This is a genomic window from Streptosporangium sp. NPDC006007 (assembly GCF_040614315.1).
Lineage (GTDB): Bacteria > Actinomycetota > Actinomycetes > Streptosporangiales > Streptosporangiaceae > Streptosporangium.
In genome coordinates, this window is sequence record NZ_JBEXUG010000046.1 from 20,142 (window position 1) to 42,569 (window position 22,428).

Below are 22,428 nucleotides of genomic sequence, written 5' to 3' on the forward strand. Positions count from 1 at the left end.
ACGACCATGGGTCCGGCATGAAACGGCCGCCGTGTTTCACGTGAAACACGGCGGCCGTCCAGAACAGGGATCGCTCCAGAGGAGAGAACCGGCAACGAGGACGGGGCTACTCCCCGACCGTCTCCATGGATCCCGGGGCCATCGTCCCGATGATGCGTTCCAGATCGTCGATGGTGGCGAACTCCACCACGATGCGCCCCTTGCGGCGGCCGAAGTCGACCTTCACCCGGGTCTCGAAACGGTCGGAGAGACGGTCGGCCAGCCGGCGGAGGGCCGGCTCCTCGGACGGTCTCGCCCTCGGAGCCCTGGCGTTGGGAGCCGGAGCGGCCTTGGCGTCACCCACGGCCACGATCTCCTCGACCGCACGGACCGAGAGCAGCTCGGCCACGATCCGATCGGCGAGGCGCTCCTGCGCCACCGGGTCGTCCAGGGTCAGCAGGGCCCGCGCGTGCCCGGCGCTGACCGTACCGGCCGACACGCGGAGCTGGACCTTGGGCGGCAGGTTGAGGAGGCGCAGCGTGTTCGTCACATGGGAGCGGGAGCGGCCGATCCGTGCGGCGAGCTGCTCATGGGTCGCGCCGAAGTCGTCAAGCAGCTGCCGGTAGGCCGCCGCCTCCTCCAGGGCGTTGAGCTGCTCACGCTGGAGGTTCTCGATGAGCGCGTCCAGCAGGAGCTTGTCCTCCTGGGTGTTCCGCACGATCGCGGGGATCTCGGAGAGACCCGCGAGCTTGGAGGCACGCCAGCGACGCTCTCCCATGATCAGCTCATAGCGTCCCTCACCCGCCGGGCGCACCACGACGGGCTGGAGGAGACCCACCTCGCGGATCGAGGTGGCCAGATCCTCCAGGGCCTGCTCGTCGAAGACGCCCCGGGGCTGGTGTGGGTTGGGCGCGATGTCCTTGACGGCGATCTCAAGGAAGTAGGCGCCCGCGACCGGCCGGAGGCCCGGCGACCGCTCTGCCTGCGGCTCGGACGCGACCATGATCGCGGTCGCCGACGGTACCGCCGCCGTCTCCACGACGGCCGGCCCGGTGGGGATGAGCGCTCCCAGCCCCTTGCCCAGACCTCTGGGCTGCTTACTCACCACTGCTGTCCCTCCCCTGGCGCACGGCCCCGCCCTCGGTGGTCTTCACGATGATGGCTGTCCGAGGTCTCCGCGCGCTCACACGGCGGCGCCGCGGTAGGCGATCTCACGGGCCGCGTCCATGTAGGCCATCGCGCCACTGGAACCCGGGTCGTAGGTCATGACCGACTGACCGTAGCTCGGCGCCTCCGAGACACGGACGCTCCGGGGGATCAGCGTCTTCAGCACCGTGTCCTCGAAGTGGGAGCGGACCTCCTCGGCGACCTGGGAGGCCAGCCTGGTCCGGCCGTCGTACATCGTCATCAGGATGGTGGACAGTTCAAGCGTGGGGTTCAGGTGGGCACGGACGAGGTCCACGTTCCGGAGCAGCTGGCCCAGGCCCTCCAGCGCGTAGTACTCGCACTGGATCGGGATCAGCAGCTCGTTGGCGGCCATCAGCGCGTTGACGGTCAGCAGCCCGAGGGAGGGCGGGCAGTCGATGAGGATGTAGTCGAACTGGATCGCGTCATAGGCGTTCAGCGCGCGCTGCAGGCGGGCCTCGCGCGCGACCATCGAGACGAGTTCGATTTCGGCGCCGGCCAGATCTATGGTGGCGGGGGCGCAGTAGAGGCCGGGCATCTCCGGGACCTCCTTCACCACCTCCACCAGGGGCACATCCTCCACGAGCACCTTGTACATGTCCGGCACGTCACCACGGTGCTCGATGGAGAGCGCCGTCGAGGCGTTGCCCTGGGGGTCGAGGTCGACCACGAGCACCCGCTGACCGTGCATGGAGAGCGCGGCCGCCAGGTTGACCGACGTCGTGGTCTTGCCCACCCCGCCCTTCTGGTTGGCGACGGTGAAGATGCGCGTCTTGGGCGGCCGGGGCCAGTCACCGTCCCGTGCCCCGGTGGCGCCTCTGGGGACGGCCGTAGTCGTCTGGGCCGATGTTTCACGTGAAACCACTGAGTTGAGTGCCTCTCGTACCAACGGCGAGTCGCCGGGATTAAGGGGGGGCTGGGTCACGGTCGTCGTCCTTTCAACCGGCCTGACTACAGCGGCGGGTGCAGGTGCCGGCCAGCCCAGGCCAGAAGAGGGCCGCCCATACGGCTGAACAACGGGATTCTCAGGCCAGCCGAGACCGCATCCCGCGCTCACAATCGCACTTTCAGGGTCATCCACCGGCCTCATACTCGCTCTGCTCGGTCTGTCTACTGGCCTCGTGTCCGCTTCGCCCGGGGGGAGCGGCTCTTGGGGCGAGTGCCGTGCCGTGCTTCATCGGAGGCCCGGCCGGCGACCACCCTGATGAGAGTTGCAGGCGGCTCGACCTTACCGTGCCCGACCGATACAAGCTCGGCGGTTCGCACCCCACTGGCTCGCAATTGCGGCCCGGCGTCCGCCAGCTCCTCCGCTGCCCGCTCGCCCTTCATCGCGAGAAGCTCGCCCCCCTCGCGCAGCAGGGGGATCGACCACTTCAGCAACCGGTCAAGCGGCGCCACCGCACGGGCGGAGACCACGTCGAACTCGCGCTTGCCGGCGAACTCCTCGGCCCGGCCGCGCAGCACCTCGACGTTGTCCAGCTTCAGCGACTCCACGCACTCCTGGAGGAACACCGTCCGGCGGAGCAGGGGCTCCAGGAGGGTGACCTTGATGTCCGGCCGTACGATCGCCAGCACCAGGCCGGGCAGACCGGCTCCCGAGCCGATGTCCACCAGCCGCACCCCGACGGGCACGGCCTCGGCGACCACCGCGCAGTTGAGCAGGTGACGATCCCAGATGCGGGGAACCTCGCGGGGGCCGAGCAGTCCGCGCACCACCCCGGGGCCGGCCAGCAGCCCCGCGAACGTCTCCGCTCTGGACCAGGCGTCGCCGGTGAACACCTCGCGCGCGACCTCGGGCGGCTCGGGGATCTGGTCACTCACTCGACGCTCACTCTTCCTCGGGAACTGTCTGGGTCAGGGCGTTCTAAGGCTAACGGCCCGTTCCACACCGCCGTACAAGGGCAGGCGGGGAAGGGACGCCGTACCGGACCAACCGCCGCGCGGGTGGGGGCCCGGGGGTGGACGGGGACCGTGGTGCGGGCGGAAACCACAAAGGCCGCCGTCCCTGAGGGTCAGGGGCGGCGGCCTTGTCTGTGGCTGCTTTCGCTATGCGGGGAGGACCACCACGAAACGCCGGGGCTCCTCACCCTCGGACTCGCTCCGCAGGCCCGCCGCCGCGATCGCGTCGTGCACGATCTTGCGCTCGAAGGGGGTCATCGGCTGCAGCGCCTTGGACTCGCCGCTGCGCTTGACGTCCGCGGCGACCTTGGTGCCGAGCTCACGCAGCTCGCCCCGGCGGCGTTCGCGGTATCCGCCGATGTCCAGCATGAGCCGGGAGCGTTCCCCTGTCTGGCGGTGGACCGCGAGCCGGGTCAGCTCCTGGATCGCCTCCAGCACCTCACCGTTGGGGCCGACGAGGTCACCGCCCTTGATGTCCACCACCGACACCACGGCACGATCGCCCTCGACGTCCATGTCGATGTCACCGTCGATGTCGGCGATGTCGAGCAGACCCTCGACGTAGTCCGCCGCGATCTCGCCTTCCTGCTCCAGCGCAGCGAGATCCGGAGCCGCCTTCACGGTCTCCTTTTCGGCTTCGGCCTCGGTCACGTCCGGCCACTCCTTCGTGCTGTCGGGGATGATCGTCAGGACTTCTTACTGCCCGTCCGCTTGCTGCGAGGCTGGCGGGTCGGCTGCTGGCGGATGGGCTTGGGCTCCGGCGGGGCGGGGGGCGCCTCAGGCTCGGGAGCGCTCTTCCTGACCTTGCTCAGCAGGCCCGGCTTGGCCTCGGGCGTCACCATGTTGCCCTTGGCGTCGGGCACCGGAGAGGGGTGGCGGCTGTAGAACCAGTGCTGCTGCCCCAGGGTCCAGAGGTTGGTGGTGACCCAGTAGAGGATGAGGCCCAGGGGGAAGTTCAGCGAGAAGATCGCGAACAGCGGCGAGACGTACATCAGGATCTTCTGCTGCTGAGCCATCGGGTTGTCCGGCATCTGCGCCATCGAGCGCGTCACACTCTGCCGGACGGTGAGGAAGGTGGTCAGCGAGCTGATCGCCACGAAGAAGCCGAGCACGATCTTCGTCTGGATCGGGTTGGCCCCGCCGAGCGCCTGGATCTGCTCGCTGCTGGTCCAGAAGGTCGCCGGCAGCGGGGCACCGAAGATGTGCGCGGCCCGGGCGCTGTCGACAAGCTGCTGTGACATGCCGAACTTCAGCTCGCCGTGGGCCATCGCGTTCAGCACGGTGAACATCGAGATGAAGATCGGGAACTGGGCCACGACCGGCAGGCAGCCGCCGAGCGGGTTGGCCCCCTGCCCCTGGTACAGCGCCATGACCTCCTGGTTCATGCGCTGCTTGTCGTTCTTGTACCGCTTACGCAGCTCCTGGACCTTGGGCGCCAGCTCCTGCATCTTCTTCGACGAGCGCATCTGCTTGAGGAAGAGAGGGAAGATGAGCAGTCGCATCAGCACCGTCAGGGTGACGATGGTCAGCGCCCAGGTCAGCCCGCTGTTCGGGTCGAGGAAGCTGCTATAAACCTGGTGAATCCAGGTGATGACTTGGGCGACGGCTGTGTACAGCCAGTTCAGCCAGGACAGCTCCACCGAGCTAGCTCCCTTGCGTTTCGTCGGACCGGCCCGGGCTCGGGGGCACCGGGTCAAAACCTCCGGGATGGAATGGGTGGCAACGCCCGATCCTTCGGATCGTCAACCACGTACCGCGCAGCGCGCCGTGGACGGCCACCGCCTCAAGGCCATAGGCACTGCACGAAGGATGGAAACGGCAACGGGGACCCAGCAGGGGGCTCACGTAGGCCCGGTAGAACCGGATAGGAGCCATCAGGGTCCTGGCAGCCGGAGAAATCCCGGCGGTATGCTGCGCCGTCATCATCGCCCATCCATGCGAGCCTGGGAAGGCTCTCGCCGCCTGAGTAAACGATCCAGCGCGACGTCGAGTTCGGCGGCAAGGCGCTCGCTTCGCGCGGACGCGGCCGGTGGATTGGCGCGTACAACCAGCAGGCTACCTCGCGGAAGGCGATGCAGACGGTCGCGCATGATGTGTCTCAGTTGACGTTTGACGCGATTTCTGATGACCGCGCCTCCTACTCCGCGACTCACCACAAATCCCACCAAGGGTGGTTCGTCCGATTCGGTACGCATGCCGAAATGCGCGACCAGTGTGGGGCGGCCTGCTCGGCTGCCCTTCCTGATCGCGCCGGCGAACTCCTCGCCCCGGCGCATGCGGGACACGGACGGCAACACCAGAGAACCTTGGTTGACCCAGGGGCAGGTACGGCTATCGCCCGCCGACATCACGGCCGGCGGGCGACAGAACGCTGCTGCCTTGGCCCGGCGGACCGGGCGCAACCGGACGCGTCAGGCGGAGAGCTCGACGCGGCCCTTGCGACGACGGGCGGCCAGGATGGCGCGGCCGGCGCGGGTGCGCATGCGCAGCCGGAAGCCGTGGGTCTTCGCGCGACGACGGTTGTTCGGCTGGAAAGTACGCTTGCTCACGAGTGGGCTCCAGGCTTGAGGCACGCCCCCAGCACATGGGGACGCTCGACAGTGGCTGGCTTGCCGGAAGCGGGGCATGCGAAATAGCCGTCGCGTGGCAAGCCGACCGTCGTACGTTACGGGGAACGCGCGCCCCAGGTCAAACCGGAGCGCACGCGGTTATAGGTTATCCACGAATCCACAGCCCCTTTTTCCACCGGCGCCCCGCCGTCCACAGGATGTGCACTCAGCCTCCCCCGCACTGCCACTAGGCTGTGGACAACGTCTTGGACACAGGCTGTGGACAGGGCTACTGTCGACTCCTCCAGCCCCGCTCTCCGCTGCCAGGACGTGCCCGGTGGCAGGGTGCGAGGCTGTGCACACCGTGTGGATTCGATGTGGATTACCGGCGGCCATCTCTGGGGGACCGCGGGGGCCGCGGCATGTGGACAACGGGGTAATCCGATGCGCCCGGCGGCCATCGGTGTGGATAAACAGATCGCGGTGAGCTCAGTCGGGGGCCGCGTCGGAGGAGGATGGGCCGGGCATGGATGGAATGGACCTCGGCGAGGTATGGGCGCGAGCACTGGAGAACTCCCTCAACGAGAGTGTCCCTTCCCAGCAGCGTGTGTGGCTCAGCCTGACCCGGCCCTTCGGGCTGATGAACGACACCGTGGTGCTCGCGGCTCCCACCGATTTCGCCAGAGATGTCCTGGAAAATAAGCTTCGTCCCCTGATCAGTCACGCGCTCTCCCAGGAGTTCGGCCGCCCGATGCGGGTCGCGGTCATGGTGGACCCCAGCGCCGCGGGCTCCGACCCGGTCGGCGTCCCCAGAGCAGAGCTTTATCCACAGGCGCCGCAGCAGGGTTATGCACAGGGTGGTGGACCGCAGCAGAGTTATGCACAGCCTGTGACCTCCCAGCACCACAGCGCTTCCGGCCTTCAGCCCCCCTACCATGCCGCCGGTCCGGCCGCCCCGCCGTCCACCGACTATCCACAGCATCAGCCACAGGGACAGCAGTTCCCCTACCCCTACCAGCACGCCGAGGAGCCGGCCCAGCCGTACCTCCCGGCGGACCCGCCCGCCTCGGCGCCGGCGGAGCAGAGCACCGGATACGGCCGCGGCGGCTACACCCCGCAGCCGCCCCCCTCCCGCCAGGAGGCCGACGGCTTCGAGCGCCCCGCCCCGAACCGGGCCGCCGGCCCCGTGCACAACCGATGGGACGGCAGGGGCGGCCGTCCCCAGGGAGAACCGGCCCGGCTGAATCCGAAGTACACCTTCGAGACCTTCGTCATCGGCTCCAGCAACCGCTTCGCCCACGCGGCCGCGGTCGCGGTGGCGGAGGCTCCGGCCAAGGCGTACAACCCGCTCTTCATCTACGGCGACTCCGGCCTGGGCAAGACCCACCTGCTGCACGCGATCGGCCACTACGCGCAGAGTCTCTACGACGGCGCCCGGGTGAGATACGTCAGCTCGGAGGAGTTCACCAACGACTTCATCAACTCCATCCGCGACCACAAGGCCGACAACTTCCGCGGCCGCTACCGGGCGGTGGACATCCTGCTGGTGGACGACATCCAGTTCCTGGAGGGCAAGGAGCAGACCCAGGAGGAGTTCTTCCACACCTTCAACACCCTGCACAACGCCAACAAGCAGATCGTCATCTCCAGCGACCGGGCGCCCAAGCAGCTGGTCACCCTGGAGGACCGGCTCCGCAACCGGTTCGAGTGGGGGCTGATCACCGACGTCCAGCCGCCCGAGCTGGAGACGCGGATCGCGATCCTGCGCAAGAAGGCGATACAGGAGGGCCTGGCCGCGCCGCCCGAGGTGCTGGAGTACATCGCCAGCCGGATCTCCACCAACATCCGTGAGCTTGAGGGGGCCCTGATAAGGGTCACCGCCTTCGCCAGCCTCAACAGGCAGTCGGTGGACCTGCAGCTGACCGAGGTCGTGCTCAAGGACCTGATCACCGAGGACGCCGGCTCGGAGATAACGATCGCCACGATCATGGCGTCCACCGCGGCCTACTTCGGTCTCTCGATCGACGACCTGTGCGGCGGGTCGCGCTCGCGCGTCCTGGTCACCGCCCGGCAGATCGCCATGTACCTCTGCCGTGAGCTCACCGACATGTCACTGCCCAAGATCGGGCAGCAGTTCGGCGGACGCGACCACACCACGGTCATGCACGCCGACCGGAAGATCCGCTCCCTCATGGCCGAGCGTCGTTCGATCTACAACCAGGTCAACGAGCTCACCACCAGGATCAAGCAGCAGTCGCGCAATGGATGAGAGTTTCCCACCCGTGATGCACAGGCTGTGGAAAACCTTGTGGATCAATGGTAGAGCCGTGGCGGGCGACGGCGATCGGAGCGTTCCATCATGATTGTTTTAGGTATGAGAGGTTCGAGAAGTTCCGGAGACCTGGGGATAACTCTGGGGAGAACCTGGGGACAACCTGGGGAGAACTCGTGGACAACCTGTGGACGCCCTGTGCAGGGAGTTTTCCCCAGGGACAAAACGACCGCTTACCCTGGGGAGAACCTGGGGAAACCTCGTGGATAACCGGTGGATGAACGACCCAAGATCTGGGGACGGCCTGTGGGTACAGCGCGGTTCTCCCCAGCCCCGGGAGTTGTCCACATCCTTCACCCACACCCTCGGTGGATGAAAAAACCATGGCTGAGCTGCGGAAACACTAGATTTCCACAGTTTCCACCGCCCCTAATGCGATGACCCCTTGTATCTCTAACTAGAAAACTCAAGACCCACAGAAGGGTTCCGGGGGAGCACAGGTGCGAGACAGTGAACACTTGACCCCAAGGCACCGAGCGGACAGCGCTCGACACACAGGAGGCAGATCCACGTGATGTTCCGGATCGAGCGAGACGTGCTCGCCGAGGCGGTTGCATGGACGGCACGCAGCCTTCCGGCCCGTCCCTCAGTGCCGGTGCTCGCCGGCATGCGTCTCGAAGTCACGGAGAAGGGACAGCTCAAGCTCTCGGGCTTCGACTACGAGGTGTCCGCCGAGGTGACCCTCGAACCGCAGAGCGGTGAGGCGGGCGTGGTGCTCGTCTCCGGCAGGCTGCTCGCCGAGATCACCAGGGCGCTCCCCGCGCAGCCGGTGGACCTCGTGGTGGAGGGCGCCAAGGCGGTCGTCACCTGTGGCAGCGCCCGGTTCACACTGCTGACCATGCCCGTGGAGGACTACCCCTCCCTGCCGACCATGCCCCCGGCCGCGGGACGGGTGGGCAGCGACGTGTTCGCCTCGGCCGTCGGCCAGGTCGCCGTGGCCGCGGGCAAGGACGACACGCTGCCCATGCTGACCGGCGTGCGCATGGAGATCGAGGGCGACACCGTCACCCTCGCCGCCACCGACCGCTACCGCCTCGCGGTGCGGGAGCTGAAGTGGCAGCCCGGCCAGCCCGACTTCTCGGCGATCGCGATGATCCCCGGCAGGACCCTCGCCGACGCGGCCAAGGCCCTGGGGAGCACCGGGGCCGAGGTCGAGGTCGCGATGAGCTCGGTGGGGGGCACCGGCGAGGGCATGATCGGCTTCTCCAGCGCCGGCCGCCGTACGACCACCCGCCTGCTCGACCCGGAGTTCCCCAAGTACCGCTCGCTGCTGCCGACCGAGTTCTCGGCCCGCGCCGAGCTGTCCACCGGCACCTTCGTCGAGGCCGTCAAGCGCGTGGCCCTGGTGGCCGAGCGCAACACCCCGGTCCGGCTGGCCTTCCGCGGCGGCGAGGTCGTCCTTGAGGCGGGCAGCGGTGACGAGGCCCAGGCGGTCGAGGTGCTGCCGGTGGACTTCGAGGGCGACGACATCAACATCGCCTTCAACCACCAGTTCCTGCTGGAGGGGCTCGGCGCGATCGACTCCGACGTGGCCCGCCTGCAGATGACCACCTCCACCAAGCCCGCCATCCTCACCGGTGGAAAACCCGCCGACGACGACGGCGTCCCGGACTACCGCTACCTGATCATGCCCATCCGCCTGTCGAGCTGAGGTCGCCTCACGCTCCCCCCGATGCCCCTGGAGCTCGCCCAGGAGGCCCGTGAGGCCCGTGGGGCGGGTGTGACCGTAACCGCCACGCGTTCGCCGGTCGGGGCTCGCAGAGGGCCTCTCGGCGCCGCTCGCGGCGGGGTGCCCCCGCGCCGTACGGCGGAACCGTCCGGCACGGGCCGCCGGGGCGCCCTCCACAGCCCTGTGGACGACCCAGTCGATGGAAAACACCGATCCGGTACGGCTCGCACCGGTACACCTGGTGTAGGTGAATGATGGAAACCCTGAAGGGGGTGCTCGTATGCGGATCGGCATGGTCGGGCTGGGCAAGATGGGCGGCAACATGGCCGAGCGGCTGCGCCGCGGAGGTCACGACGTCGTCGGTTACGACCGCGACCCGGCGGTCAGCGACGTCTCCAGCCTGAAGGAGCTGATCGACAGGCTCCAGGAGCCCCGCACGGTGTGGGTCATGGTGCCCGCGGGCGCGCCGACCCAGGCCACGATCGAGGAGCTCGGCACCCTGCTGTCGGCGGGGGACGTCGTGGTCGACGGCGGCAACTCGCACTACCTGGACGACCAGCGGCACGCCGCCGAGCTCGGCGCCAGGGGGATCGGCTTCGTCGACTGCGGGGTGAGCGGCGGTGTCTGGGGTCTGCAGAACGGCTACGCGCTGATGACCGGCGGCACCGAGGCCGACGTCCGGCGGCTGATGCCCGTCTTCGACACCCTCAAGCCCGAGGAGGACGGCTTCGTCCACGCCGGGGACGTCGGCGCGGGCCACTTCGCCAAGATGGTCCACAACGGCATCGAGTACGGCATGATGCAGGCGTTCGCCGAGGGCTGGGAGCTGCTCCAGGCCTCCGACGTCGTGACCGACGTCCCCGGCGCGTTCCGCAGCTGGCGGCACGGCACGGTCATCCGCTCGTGGCTGCTGGACCTCATGGTCCGCGCGCTGGACGAGGACCCGGCCCTGGCGGAGCTGAGAGGCTACGCCCAGGACTCCGGCGAGGGCCGCTGGACGGTGCAGGCCGCCGTGGACCACGCGGTGCCGCTGCCGGTCATCACCGCCGCGCTGTACGCCAGGTTCGCCTCCCGGCAGGAGGACTCGCCGGCCATGAAGGTCGTCGCCGCCCTGCGCAACCAGTTCGGCGGGCACGCCGTCACCGCGAAGGAGGGCGAGGTGGCCAAGGGCGCCGACGCCCCCGGCGCCGACGTCGTCCCCCCGGTGGAGGCCGACGGGTAGTGTCACGCGCGTCACGGCCCGCGCCCGCCACTCCCTGGTTTTCCACAGGCTGTGGATTTCGATGGACTGTCATGGACTGTCATGGGTCGTGTGGATCCCCGCGGTTTCCCGGGGTACGGGCCCGGCGGAGCGCGGGGCCTCCGCCGGGCGCGCGGGCCGTACCGAGGCGGCGGGGCTCCGGTGACGGTCGTGGCCGACTAATCTTCCTGGGGTGCGTGTCGCCCACCTCTCGCTGACCGACTTCCGGTCCTACGACGCCGTCGAGCTCGGCCTGGAGCCGGGCGTCACGGCGTTCGTCGGGCCGAACGGGCAGGGCAAGACCAACCTGGTCGAGGCGCTGGGCTACGTGGCCACCCAGTCGAGTCACCGGGTGGCCAACGACGGGCCGCTGGTGCGGCAGGGGGCCGCGCGGGCGATCGTGCGGTGCGCGGTCGTGCGGGACGACCGGCGGGCGCTGATCGAGCTGGAGATCAACCCGGGGAGGGCCAACCGGGCCAGGCTGAACCGCTCACCCGTGTCCAGGCCCCGCGACGCGATCGGCCTGCTGCGCACGGTGCTGTTCGCCCCCGAGGACCTGGCCATGGTCAAGGGCGACCCCTCGGAGCGGCGGCGATACCTCGACGATCTGCTGGTGGCCAGGACGCCCCGCTACGCCGGGGTCCGTGCCGACTACGACCGGGTTCTCCGGCAGCGCGGCGCCCTGCTGCGTACGGCGGCGCAGTCGCGGCGGAGGGGCCGGGGCGGGCGCGGGGCCGAGAGCGACGCGGCGTTCACCGAGGCTGGGGCCAAAGACCCGCTGAGCACACTGGACGTCTGGGACGCCCACCTGGCCAGGCACGGTGCGGAGCTGCTGGCGGCACGGCTGGAACTGGTGGAGGCGCTGCGGCCGTTGGTCGCCTCCTCCTACGCGGCCCTCGCGCCCGGCTCGGCCCCCGCGGCCCTGGAGTACCGGGGCACCGTGCCCGCCGGAGCGGAGAGCGGGGCACGGGACGGAGCGCGAACCGGGGCGGCCGGAGGGGCGGAGCTCGACAGGGACGCCCTGGAGGAGCGGCTGCGGGCCGCCCTGCTTGAGGTGCGCGGTTCCGAGCTCGAACGCGGCGTCACGCTCGTCGGGCCGCACCGCGACGACCTGTTCCTGGGCCTCGGAGACCTGCCGGCCCGCGGCTACGCCAGCCACGGCGAGTCGTGGTCGTTCGCGCTGTCGCTCCGGCTCGCCGCCTACGACCTGCTCAGGGCGGACGGCGGTGATCCGGTGCTGATCCTCGACGACGTCTTCGCCGAACTGGACAACCAGCGCCGCCGCCGGCTGGCCGAGATCGTGGCCCCGGCCGAACAGGTGCTGATCACCGCCGCGGTCGCCGACGACGTGCCGGTGGAGCTGGCCGGAGGCCGGTTCGACGTCGGCGAGGGAGGGGTGAGGCGTGTCCGATGAGCTGCGGCCGGTGCCCGCCCCCGCCCCACCCGCCCCACCCACGTCGCCCGCCCCACCCGCGCGACCGGCGCGGTCCTCGCCGGAGCCGGGATCCGCCGAGCCGACCCCGGCGAAGAGCCCCGAGCCGACCTCGGCGAAGAACGTGGCCGCCAAGGGGGCCGCGATGGCGAGGGAGAAGCTGGCCCAGGCCAAATCGGACGCCGCCAGGCGGGGGCAGCTGCCCCGCAGGGAGCCGCGGCGCAGGCCGTACGGACCGCGCAGGGACTCCGGCGATCCCCAGCTTTTCGGCAGGGCCATCGTCGACCTGCTGGCCGACCGGGGCTGGGAGCAGCCCGTCGCGGTGGGCGGGGTGTTCGGCCGCTGGCACGAGATCGTCGGCCCCGATCTGGCCGCCCACACCAAGCCCGAGACGTTCGCCGACGGGGAGGTCCTGGTGGTCGCCGACTCCACCGCCTGGGCGACCCAGGTCCGGCTGCTGGCAAGGACGCTGGTCAGAAGGTTGAACGAGGAACTCGGGGACGGAACCGTACAGCGGGTGAAGGTGCGGGGACCGCAGAACGGCCCGCGTCCCAGCGGGGCCCTGCGCGTCACCGGCAGCCGAGGTCCGGGCGACACCTACGGCTGACACCGTCCACGGCTGATCGATCCATGACTGATCGATCACCCGGAGAACGGATCAGCGGCCCTTCTGGCGCGACGACCCCCTTCCGTGTAGGGGGATGCTTGAGCCGGCAGTCGACGCGCGACAGAGGCTTCCAGAGCCCTTCAATGCCACACGACACGTTCTGAGCCGCTAGAATGAAATCGAATTCCGGACACGTCCGCTGCGTGTCACCCCCGGCATCCGCGCCGACTTCTCTGGGTGAGCGCATCGGGGCATTCACGACGGTGACGGGCACGGCGGGGCCGCGAGGCTCTCCCGCCGCGTGTCCGCGGCAGGAGGATTTCGCACTTGTCCTACGACGCTAGCTCAATCACCGTTCTCGAAGGGCTTGAGGCGGTCCGTAAGCGCCCAGGCATGTACATCGGTTCGACCGGCGAACGCGGTCTCCACCACCTCGTCTACGAGGTTGTGGACAACTCCGTCGACGAGGCGCTGGCCGGCCATGCCGACAGGATCGAGGTGACGCTCCTCGCCGACAACGGGGTGCGGGTCCTCGACAACGGCCGGGGCATCCCCGTCGGCATCGTCGCGGCGGAGGGCCGCCCCGCCGTCGAGGTCGTGCTGACCGTGCTCCACGCGGGCGGCAAGTTCGACAGCAAGTCCTACGCCGTCTCCGGCGGTCTGCACGGCGTGGGCGTCTCGGTGGTCAACGCCCTGTCGAGCAGGCTGGAGGTGGAGATCCGCACCGACGGCCACCACTGGCGGCAGAGTTACGCGGCCTCCAAGCCCGTCCACCCCCTGGTCAAGGGCGACCCGACGGAGGAGACCGGCACCTCGATCACCTTCTGGGCCGACGAGACCATTTTCGAGACCACCACGTGGAACTTCGAGACGCTCTCACGCCGCTTCCAGGAGATGGCCTTCCTGAACAAGGGCCTCACCATCTCGCTGCGGGACGAGCGGCCCGCCCACATCGTCAACGGCGAGCCGACCGAGGTGGTCTACCACTACGAGGGCGGTCTGTCCGACTTCGTGAAGCACCTGAACTCCAAGAAGGAGCCCGCGCACCTCTCGGTGATCGACTTCGAGGAGCACGGCGAGGGGATCTCGGTCGAGATCGCCATGCAGTGGAACAACTCCTACAGCGAGTCGGTCTACACCTTCGCCAACACCATCAACACGGCCGAGGGCGGCACCCACGAGGAGGGCTTCCGCGCCGCGCTGACGTCGATCGTCAACCGCTACGCGCGCGAGCAGAAGTTCCTTAAAGAGGGCAAGGACGACAACCTGACCGGTGAGGACATCCGCGAGGGTCTCACCGCGATCATCTCGGTGAAGCTGGCCGACCCGCAGTTCGAAGGTCAGACCAAGACCAAGCTGGGCAACACCGAGGCCAAGTCGTTCGTCCAGAAGGCGTGCAACGACCACCTGCGTGACTGGTTCGAGCGCAACCCCGGCGAGGCCAAGGACGTCATCAACAAGTCCCTGCAGGCGTCGCGCGCCCGTCTCGCGGCCCGTCAGGCCCGCGACCTCACCCGCCGCAAGTCGCTGCTGGAGTCCGGTTCCGGGCTGCCGGGCAAGCTCGCCGACTGCCAGTGGAGCGATCCGGAGAAGTGTGAGCTCTTCATCGTCGAGGGTGACTCGGCGGGCGGATCGGCCAAGGGCGGGCGCGACTCCAAGTTCCAGGCCATCCTGCCCATCCGCGGCAAGATCCTGAACGTGGAGAAGGCCCGCATCGACAAGGTGCTGAAGAACGCCGAGGTCCAGGCGCTGATCACCGCCATGGGCACCGGCGTGCACGACGAGTTCGACATCGCCAAGCTCCGCTACCACAAGCTCATCCTGATGGCGGACGCCGACGTCGACGGCCAGCACATCAACACGCTGCTGCTGACGCTGCTCTTCCGTTTCATGCGCCCGCTGATCGAGGCCGGGCACGTCTACCTCTCCCAGCCGCCGCTCTACAAGATCAAGTGGGACCGCCGGGGCGAGGACGCCTCCTACGCCTACTCCGACCGCGAGCGTGACGCGATCATCGAGGACGGCATCAACAGGGGCAAGCGCGACCCGCGCGCGCACGACGGCATCCAACGGTTCAAGGGTCTGGGCGAGATGAACGCGGCCCAGCTCTGGGACACCACGATGAACCCGGAGACCCGCGTCCTGCTCCAGGTCACCCTCGACGACGCCGCCCAGGCCGACGAGCTGTTCAGCGTTCTCATGGGTGAGGACGTCGAGGCTCGCCGCTCCTTCATCATCAGGAACGCACGAGACGTCCGTTTCCTCGATGTGTAGCGGTAGCCGTACAGCCTTCTCTCTGCAAAGGATTCATCACCCGTGACGGATGTGAACACTCCGCCCGTAGAGCGCATCGAACCGGTCGACATCCAGTCGGAGATGCAGCGCAGCTACATGGACTACGCGATGTCCGTCATCGTGTCCCGTGCGCTGCCCGACGTCCGTGACGGCCTCAAGCCGGTGCACCGCCGCGTGCTCTACGCCATGTACGACGGTGGCTACCGCCCCGACCGCGGCTACTTCAAGTGCTCCCGCGTCGTCGGCGACGTCATGGGGTCCTACCACCCGCACGGTGACTCCTCCATCTACGGCACCGTGGTACGGCTGGCCCAGCCCTGGGCGCTGCGCTACACCCTGGTCGACGGCCAGGGCAACTTCGGATCGCCGGGCAACGACATGCCGGCCGCCATGCGATACACCGAGTGCAAGCTCGCGCCGATCGCCATGGAGATGATCCGTGACATCGACAAGGACACCGTCGACTTCCAGCCCAACTACGACGGGCGCTCCCAGGAGCCGCTGGTCCTGCCGTCCCGCTTCCCGAACCTCCTGGTCAACGGGTCCGCCGGTATCGCGGTCGGCATGGCCACGAACATCCCGCAGCACAACCTGCGCGAGGTGTCCGACGGCATCAGGTGGGCCCTGCAGAACCCCGAGGCGACCGACGAGGAACTCCTCGAAGCGCTGATCGCCCGGATCAAGGGCCCCGACTTCCCGACCGGCGCGCTGATCGTCGGCCGCCGGGGCATCGACGACGCCTACCGGACCGGCCGCGGCTCGATCACCATGCGGGCGATCGTGGAGGTGGAGGAGGACGCCAAGGGCCGTCAGTGCCTCGTCGTCACCGAGCTGCCCTACCAGGTCAACCCGGACAATCTCGCGCTGTCCATCGCCGAGGCGGTGAAGGACGGCCGGATCAGCGGCATCGCCGACGTCCGCGACGAGAGCTCCTCCCGGGTCGGTCAGCGCCTGGTCATCGTGCTCAAGCGCGACGCGGTCGCCAAGGTCGTGCTGAACAACCTCTACAAGCACACCCAGCTGCAGACCACCTTCGGCGCCAACATGCTGGCGCTCGTCGACGGCGTGCCACGTACCCTGCGGCTGGACCAGTTCGTCCGCCACTACGTGAGCCACCAGATCGAGGTCGTGGTCCGCCGGACCCGCTACCTGCTGCGCAAGGCGGAGGAGCGGGCCCACATCCTGCGCGCGCTGCTCAAGGCCCTCGACCGGATGGACGAGGTCATCGCCCTGATCCGGCGCTCGCCGTCGGCGGCCGCCGCCCAGGGCGGCCTGATCGCGCTTCTGGAGATCGACGATATCCAGGCGCAGGCCATCCTCGACATGCAGCTGCGCAAGCTGGCCGCCCTGGAACGGCAGCAGATCACCGACGAGTACGACTCGCTGATGGCGCACATCATCGAGTACCAGGCGATCCTGGCCTCGCCCGAGCGGCAGCGGACGATCGTCTTCGACGAGCTCTCGGAGATCACCGCCAAGTACGGCGACGAGCGCCGGACGGAGATCATCGCCTACGAGGGCGACATGTCCATCGAGGACCTCCTCGCCGAGGAGGACATGGTCGTCACGATCACCCGCGGCGGCTACGCCAAGCGCACCAACACCGACCTCTACCGGGCGCAGAAGCGCGGCGGCAAGGGTGTGCGCGGCGCGCAGCTCCGCCAGGACGACATCGTCGACCACTTCTTCGTCACGACGACCCACCACTGGCTGCTGTTCTTCACCAACAAGGGCCGGGTCTACCGGGTCAAGGCGTACGAGCTGCCCGACTCCGGCCGGGACGCCCGTGGTCAGCACCTGGCGAACCTGCTGGCCATGCAGCCGGACGAGATCGTCATGGAGGTGCTGGACCTGCGTGACTACGAGGTCGCGCCGTACCTCGTGCTGGCCACCCGCAGCGGCCTGGTCAAGAAGACACGCCTGTCGGAATACGACTCGCCGCGTTCGGGCGGTCTCATCGCCATCAACCTGCGGGAAGATGACGAGGTGATCGCAGCCAGGCTGGTGTCGGAGGACGACGACCTGCTGCTGGTCTCCCGCGGCGCCCAGTCCATCCGCTTCACGGCCTCCGACGAGGCCCTGCGCCCGATGGGCCGCGCGACCAGCGGAGTGATCGGCATGCGGTTCCTCGAAGGCGACGAGCTGCTGGCGATGAACCGGGTCGCGGACGGCGAGGATGTGTTGATCGCGACCGAGGGTGGGTATGCCAAGCGCACACCTGCCGAGCAGTATCCGGTGCAGGGAAGAGGCGGTAGGGGTGTCCTGACGGCAAAGATCGTCAGCGCTCGTGGCAAGCTGGTTGGGGCTGTCATGGTCAGTCCGGAGGACGAGGTCTTCGCGATCACGTCCGCCGGCGGGGTTATCCGGACCAGCGCAGGGGAGATCAAGCAGTCTGGTCGCCAGACCATGGGGGTGCGTCTGATGAATCTCGCGGAGGGGGACAGCGTGGTGGCTCTCGCCCGTAACGCCGAGGCGTTGGAGACTGAGGAAAACGGGGAAGGGGAGTAGCCCGTGAGCGCTCAGGCCAGACCAGGTCCACGTCCGGCTTCCTCTTCGACACGCGATCAGGTGACGGAGAAGATGGACAAGGCCGCTGGAACAGATCCCATCGAGGCGGTCGACTCGCCGGCAGACGGTAGCAAGCCCACGCCGGAGACCGATAAGTCGGTAACCGACGATTTCAAGGGCAGGCAACGCGTGACGGCTATCGAGGACGGCAAGATCAGCGATCCCACGGCGCCGCGGATTCGTCCGACGGCCGCGGAGCCGCCGAACGCCCCCTGGGCACCCGGTGGACTGTCGTCCCCCGCTCCGGACGCCAGGAAGGCCCCCGACACCTCTCCGAGGGCCCCCCGCAAAGCCCACCTGGTGCTGCGCAGGGTGGAGCCGTGGTCGGCCATGAAGTTCAGCTTCGTGGTGTCCCTGGTCTGCTTCGTGGTGCTGTTCGTCGCGGTCGCGGTGCTCTACATGGTGCTGTCCGGGCTGGGCGTCTTCGACAACATCATCCAGACGGTGAACCAGTTCACCGTCTCGGACGGCAAGCCGTCCACCAGCGGCTTCGACATCGGCTCCTGGTTCGAGCCGGTCCGTATCCTCGGCTACACCGCCCTGATCGGCGCCGTGAACGTGGTGCTGATCACGGCCCTGTCCACCCTGGGCGCGGTGATCTACAACATCGCCTCCGACCTGGTCGGAGGGGTGGAGGTCACCTTCAGCGAGGCCGAATAGGCATCCGCCATGTCCCCGGTCCCCCACCCGGGGACATGGCACAAGCCGGTGTCGGAACAGGGTAAGCTTTTCCCTGTTGGACAGGACGGGTTCGCCTCCGCCAGACGGATGCGATACCGTTCTTTCGTGTAACAAGGGGCTATAGCTCAGACGGTTAGAGCGCTTCCCTGATAAGGAAGAGGTCCCAGGTTCAAGTCCTGGTAGCCCCACATAGTTCCCCCACCTCAGAGGCCAGATCCCAAGATCGCGGATCCGGCCTCTTGATCGTTTGACCGTCATTCGACCGTCGACCGGAACCCCATCAGAGGGCATAGACGTGTTCAAGTGAGTTTTCCTGGGCACCTTGATCTTTTGGTTATAAGCCTCGGGATGACATGCCTGGTTCAAGCGCATCGGAAGTCCATGAAGCCCCCGGATTAGGGGATGGATCCAGAGCTTCCTCGCTCTGTAGTTCTCGATGCGCCTACGGGGCCTTCCAGCGAGAGTTATCGAACACGCCTCGAACGGGCTTTGCATGATCAGGACTGTGCCTGGTGAACGATGCAGTACATCAACCTGGGCTGAGCTTGGCACACGCTGGTTCGCGACAGCCCTGCTCTGACACACTTCTAGAGTCGGCTGAGGAGCTTGCTTCAGTTCAGTCCCGGTACCAACTGCCGGATGCTCCGGTGGCTGTCCAAAGACTGAAGCTCGATGACACGGTCTCGTAAGTCGGCCGGGAGCGTCTCGTAGTTGTCGCGGACCGCGAGAGCGAAGTTTCGGCGCACCAGGTAGTTGTCGTCTTTGGCGAGGGCCTCGACTCGCTCGCTGGGAAGACAACCAGGATCTCGAGCCCAGCGGACCGCTGCTACCGCGCGGAGTGCGGGCACGGGATGGATCGCACAATGTTCAAGGTCGAGATTGGAACCGGTAGCGGAGAGAAGAGTGAACGCGTACCCGATGCGCCACTGCGCCGGTCGATCCGCACCACGCAGTAGTGCCATGCCGATCCGTTCGATCATCAGTTGGTCGGCCAGCTCGGACGCAAGCCGGGCGGCGCCCAGGAGCGCCAGATCGGTCAGGGTGTTGGATCCCGTGTTGATGGTGACCCCATTGAATGGCCCCCGCCAGAGGGCTTCGATTTCGTCGGTAGGCCCGCCGTCCCACTCACCCCGTGCCAGTTCCAGAATCTGAGGCAGGATGGCCTTCCGTGAGTCTTCATCGATTTTGTCGGCAATGTTGATGAGACCGTTCAGGGCGTCTCGCCGGCTCGTCGTCGTCTCACGGCGATCGAGGGCTCGCTTCAGCATCGCTCGCGCGAACTCCACGCGGATTTCGGGTTCCAGGACAGAGGCCAGGATCGCGGCAGCGTCCGCGCCAGCACGATAAACGACCCGTCCCTGCTGATGCTCCTGGGGCAGCAGATCGCGAGCCACTCGCTCCCGCGCCAGCGGGATCGCAGACGCGGGATCTGCTCCCGACATGATCAAGCCAAGGCAGGCGAATTGGTTATGTGCGGCGGCCAGAACCAGCCACTCAGTCACAACGTCCCGGTTCGCCGCCAGGAGTTCAGGGCGATCCAGCACAACCCCAGCCATACGCTCATGGGCGGTGAGAGCGCGAGCCATGAGGGGCACCGCGTCCGGTGACCGTTCCGTCAGAGTGACGAGGATCTTCGCGACGCTCTCATCGGTGAGGCGATACTGACCTGGTGAACGCTCGATCAAGGGCTCCACTACACGGAGCAATTCGTGGATCTGTGGATCAGTAAGCGTAGGGCACAACGCGGCGAGTACTTCGAAAGCGCGTATCCGCACATCCTCCGCCTGGTCATTGATGGGTTCCTTGCTGATCTCCATGAGTGCCTGGGCCGCCCATGCTCTGGCCGACTCGTCATCCAGCAGATCGGCAGCGGCTGCAACGGCGGCAAATACGGCAACCTTGCAAATGTCCACAGTCGGCATGACTGATACGTCCAACTCGGTCGGTGCCTTCGTAAGCTCCTTGGCTGCTGATGCCGCGAGCTTTGCCGCGCCCGCGCGGACGAACCACGGAATCGCCGCATCGGCGTGCTCGTGGCGGCGCAGCAGCGCTCCCAATGTCTGAGCCGCCTCGACCTCTCCGCTCAGGTCGGCGCGCACTGTTGCCTGCCACTGCCACAGTCGTACGCGCCGCAACGCTTCAGCCGGATGATCCTCTTTCTGCATGGCGCGCAGCGCTTGCTCGGTCGTGTGAGCCGAGCCTGGAAGACGGCTGGGACGCGCGTTGGGCCGCAGCGCCTGGGCCAGAGGGTGTTGCTCATCTTCGTCGAAATCGTGGTACCAGAAGCGGACTGTACGCCACGCGTACAGCCAGTCGGCCGCTTCATCGAACATCTCCGCGACGCAGGCGCGTTCGATGGCCAACAGATATTGCTCCTGCGCTCCAGCCCCGTCACCTGTGAGTGCGAGGTGGCGGGCGTAACGCGCATGTGCCCAGGCCACCAACGGCCGGTCGAAACGGCGGTGGATGTCACGTAAACGTGGCAGCCATTGTCCTGTGGCGTCCCCAAGGCACATCTGAACGCGCATCGCGGCCTGTGAGGTTGAGCGTGCTATGCCTTCGAGAGCTTGTTGCCGCACGAGGACGATTTCCGGTTCGGCCATGGCAATGGCCTCCTCGCTCAGGAACGCCGCCGTGCGGTCCCGATACGGGTCGTCGTCCGCGAGAGCGTCGAACGCCACGGCCAGTTGCTTAATGTCACCGCCTTTTGCCAGATGGACGGCAGCCTGCGTGGCTGCCAGGACACGAGTGCTCGCCTCGGATACGGGATTCGCGTCGTTGAGCGCGAAGCCCGCCTCCCAGGGCTGGACTACGTCGAGAAGGCTCCAAGCGAGAGCGACCCGTGTGCGCACCGCAGCGTCGGCGTCGCCGTTCTTCTGGAGAGCGTCCGCCTCATGGCGTCGTACCAGGGTCGCATGTGGGGCGAAGCCTTTCTCCTCCAACTTGTCGGCGATCTCATGAAACCTCGGCGCCGCTGATGGATCCCCCTCTGCGAGCAACCGGTTCGCCTCGTCGAACGCGGCTTCAAGGGCCAGCGAGGCCATGGGACCGCGGACTACGGCGTCCGCGTCGACCGGCTCGGCTGGCGGTTGCCCTTCGACGGGGCGTTGCCGGAGGCCGCGTCGCCGGAGCTGTCTCCATACGCTGGCCGCGTCCACCACGCCCGCGAGTGGTCCCCACTCCTCAGCCAGAGCGGTGAGATGACTAAACAGGTCGACAGGAGTCTTGTCGAACGCCTCAGCGACCGGCCTGATCCGATTCAGGGCCTCCTGGTGGTCGGCGTCGCTCACGCGCCACACATGCAACGCAGCGAGCGCGGCATGCGTAGTGTGATAGATGCCGCCCAAGTCTGGCGCGCCGTTTCGGATCGCCTGTTCGACAGCTTGGCGAACCTGAATCAGACGGTTTCGGACCTTCTCATTGACCACCCCGACGACGAACACCTTGTCGAAGCTCTCGTATGAGCTATGCGCGTGTGCATACTGGACCAGCGTTTTAAGCTGGTCCAGTGGAGCAGCCTCGCCATCGGCGATCAGCCCGAGTGCGAGCTCCCCACAAGCGACGGCGTCTCTGCGCTCGCTCAGGGTGTGCAGCACCTGAGCCAGCACGTCGATGAACTCCTTGTCACTGGTGGTCACTTTCAGGGTTCGTTTGACCTGGTACTCGGTGCACAGCCCGTTGGGGGCGTCCTCGCCGTACACGACGATGTCATCGAGCAGGTGCCCGGTGACCAGTTGCTGCCATGCCACTCCGACGACCGGCATAGACAGCCCAGGCGGGTGTGTTCCTGCGAGCAGATGGCTCAGCATGATCGCACCGACCCGATACTCGAAGAGCGTGCCAGCACCTCCGCTCGCCTCGGGCGATACTGGACGCTTCTTCGACATCTCTCCCCTATCTAGTGCGGTGACCGGGAACGTTCACCGGGTCGCTGCTCGCGGTGGCCAGGCCTGAGCGGGTTGGATGTGAGTCGGCAGATCCAGCTCAGCGCG

At 67.5% G+C, this 22,428-nt stretch carries 17 protein-coding genes and 1 tRNA gene; 9 read left to right on the forward strand and 9 right to left on the reverse strand.

The features are described from left to right. Window positions 1-106: 106 nt before the first annotated feature. From ABZ194_RS26040 to rpmH, 8 genes are all read right to left on the reverse strand, one after another. Window positions 107-1,084: a ParB/RepB/Spo0J family partition protein gene (locus tag ABZ194_RS26040; protein WP_355599639.1), complete on the reverse strand. Its 978-nt coding sequence runs from the start codon at window positions 1,082-1,084 to the stop codon at window positions 107-109. 78 nt (window positions 1,085-1,162) lie between these two features. After that, window positions 1,163-1,930, reverse strand: coding sequence for a ParA family protein (locus ABZ194_RS26045; RefSeq protein WP_355599654.1), 768 nt, complete (start codon window positions 1,928-1,930; stop codon window positions 1,163-1,165). 344 nt (window positions 1,931-2,274) lie between these two features. Continuing rightward, entirely contained in the window at window positions 2,275-2,985 is a 711-nt protein-coding gene (rsmG, locus tag ABZ194_RS26050; RefSeq protein WP_355599640.1) for a 16S rRNA (guanine(527)-N(7))-methyltransferase RsmG, read from the reverse strand. 225 nt (window positions 2,986-3,210) lie between these two features. Further along, on the reverse strand, window positions 3,211-3,714 hold the full coding sequence (locus ABZ194_RS26055; protein WP_355599641.1) for a R3H domain-containing nucleic acid-binding protein: 504 nt from the start codon (window positions 3,712-3,714) through the stop codon (window positions 3,211-3,213). 35 nt (window positions 3,715-3,749) lie between these two features. Further along, entirely contained in the window at window positions 3,750-4,703 is a 954-nt protein-coding gene (gene yidC, locus ABZ194_RS26060; RefSeq protein ID WP_355599642.1) for a membrane protein insertase YidC, read from the reverse strand. Between the two features lie 4 nt (window positions 4,704-4,707). Beyond that, window positions 4,708-4,986, reverse strand: a complete 279-nt coding sequence (gene yidD / locus ABZ194_RS26065; protein WP_271216337.1) for a membrane protein insertion efficiency factor YidD — start codon at window positions 4,984-4,986, stop codon at window positions 4,708-4,710. Continuing rightward, window positions 4,986-5,411, reverse strand: coding sequence for a ribonuclease P protein component (gene rnpA, locus ABZ194_RS26070; RefSeq protein WP_355599655.1), 426 nt, complete (start codon window positions 5,409-5,411; stop codon window positions 4,986-4,988). Before rnpA ends, yidD begins: the two co-directional genes overlap by 1 nt. 63 nt (window positions 5,412-5,474) lie before the next feature. Next, window positions 5,475-5,612, reverse strand: coding sequence for a 50S ribosomal protein L34 (gene rpmH, locus ABZ194_RS26075; RefSeq protein WP_012895733.1), 138 nt, complete (start codon window positions 5,610-5,612; stop codon window positions 5,475-5,477). A 526-nt stretch (window positions 5,613-6,138) separates the two neighbouring features. Here rpmH and dnaA point away from each other — a divergent pair. From dnaA to ABZ194_RS26120, 9 genes are all read left to right on the forward strand, one after another. Then, complete coding sequence (gene dnaA, locus ABZ194_RS26080) at window positions 6,139-7,881, forward strand: chromosomal replication initiator protein DnaA (RefSeq protein WP_355599643.1); 1,743 nt, start codon at window positions 6,139-6,141, stop codon at window positions 7,879-7,881. Between the two features lie 574 nt (window positions 7,882-8,455). After that, the gene (gene dnaN / locus ABZ194_RS26085) at window positions 8,456-9,595 is read left to right on the forward strand and encodes a DNA polymerase III subunit beta (RefSeq protein ID WP_355599644.1); all 1,140 of its coding nucleotides are present in this window, start codon (window positions 8,456-8,458) and stop codon (window positions 9,593-9,595) included. A 298-nt stretch (window positions 9,596-9,893) separates the two neighbouring features. Further along, window positions 9,894-10,835, forward strand: a complete 942-nt coding sequence (gene gnd, locus ABZ194_RS26090) for a phosphogluconate dehydrogenase (NAD(+)-dependent, decarboxylating) (RefSeq protein WP_355599645.1) — start codon at window positions 9,894-9,896, stop codon at window positions 10,833-10,835. A gap of 211 nt (window positions 10,836-11,046) precedes the next feature. Continuing rightward, window positions 11,047-12,267 (forward strand): DNA replication/repair protein RecF, encoded by a 1,221-nt coding sequence (recF, locus tag ABZ194_RS26095; protein ID WP_355599646.1) that lies wholly within the window; start codon window positions 11,047-11,049, stop codon window positions 12,265-12,267. Beyond that, window positions 12,257-12,892: a DciA family protein gene (locus ABZ194_RS26100; protein ID WP_355599647.1), complete on the forward strand. Its 636-nt coding sequence runs from the start codon at window positions 12,257-12,259 to the stop codon at window positions 12,890-12,892. Before recF ends, ABZ194_RS26100 begins: the two co-directional genes overlap by 11 nt. Window positions 12,893-13,219: 327 nt before the next feature. Continuing rightward, on the forward strand, window positions 13,220-15,166 hold the full coding sequence (gyrB, locus tag ABZ194_RS26105; protein WP_355599648.1) for a DNA topoisomerase (ATP-hydrolyzing) subunit B: 1,947 nt from the start codon (window positions 13,220-13,222) through the stop codon (window positions 15,164-15,166). Window positions 15,167-15,208: 42 nt separating this feature from the next. Next, window positions 15,209-17,695 (forward strand): DNA gyrase subunit A, encoded by a 2,487-nt coding sequence (gyrA, locus tag ABZ194_RS26110; protein ID WP_355599649.1) that lies wholly within the window; start codon window positions 15,209-15,211, stop codon window positions 17,693-17,695. Between the two features lie 60 nt (window positions 17,696-17,755). Next, a complete protein-coding gene (locus tag ABZ194_RS26115; RefSeq protein ID WP_355599650.1) occupies window positions 17,756-18,415 on the forward strand; it encodes a DUF3566 domain-containing protein in 660 nt (219 codons plus the stop codon). Window positions 18,416-18,550: 135 nt separating this feature from the next. Next, a tRNA-Ile gene (locus ABZ194_RS26120) sits at window positions 18,551-18,624 on the forward strand. A 423-nt stretch (window positions 18,625-19,047) separates the two neighbouring features. Here the strand turns inward: ABZ194_RS26120 and ABZ194_RS26125 are convergent. Beyond that, on the reverse strand, window positions 19,048-22,323 hold the full coding sequence (locus tag ABZ194_RS26125; protein ID WP_355599651.1) for a hypothetical protein: 3,276 nt from the start codon (window positions 22,321-22,323) through the stop codon (window positions 19,048-19,050). Window positions 22,324-22,428 lie beyond the last annotated feature (105 nt).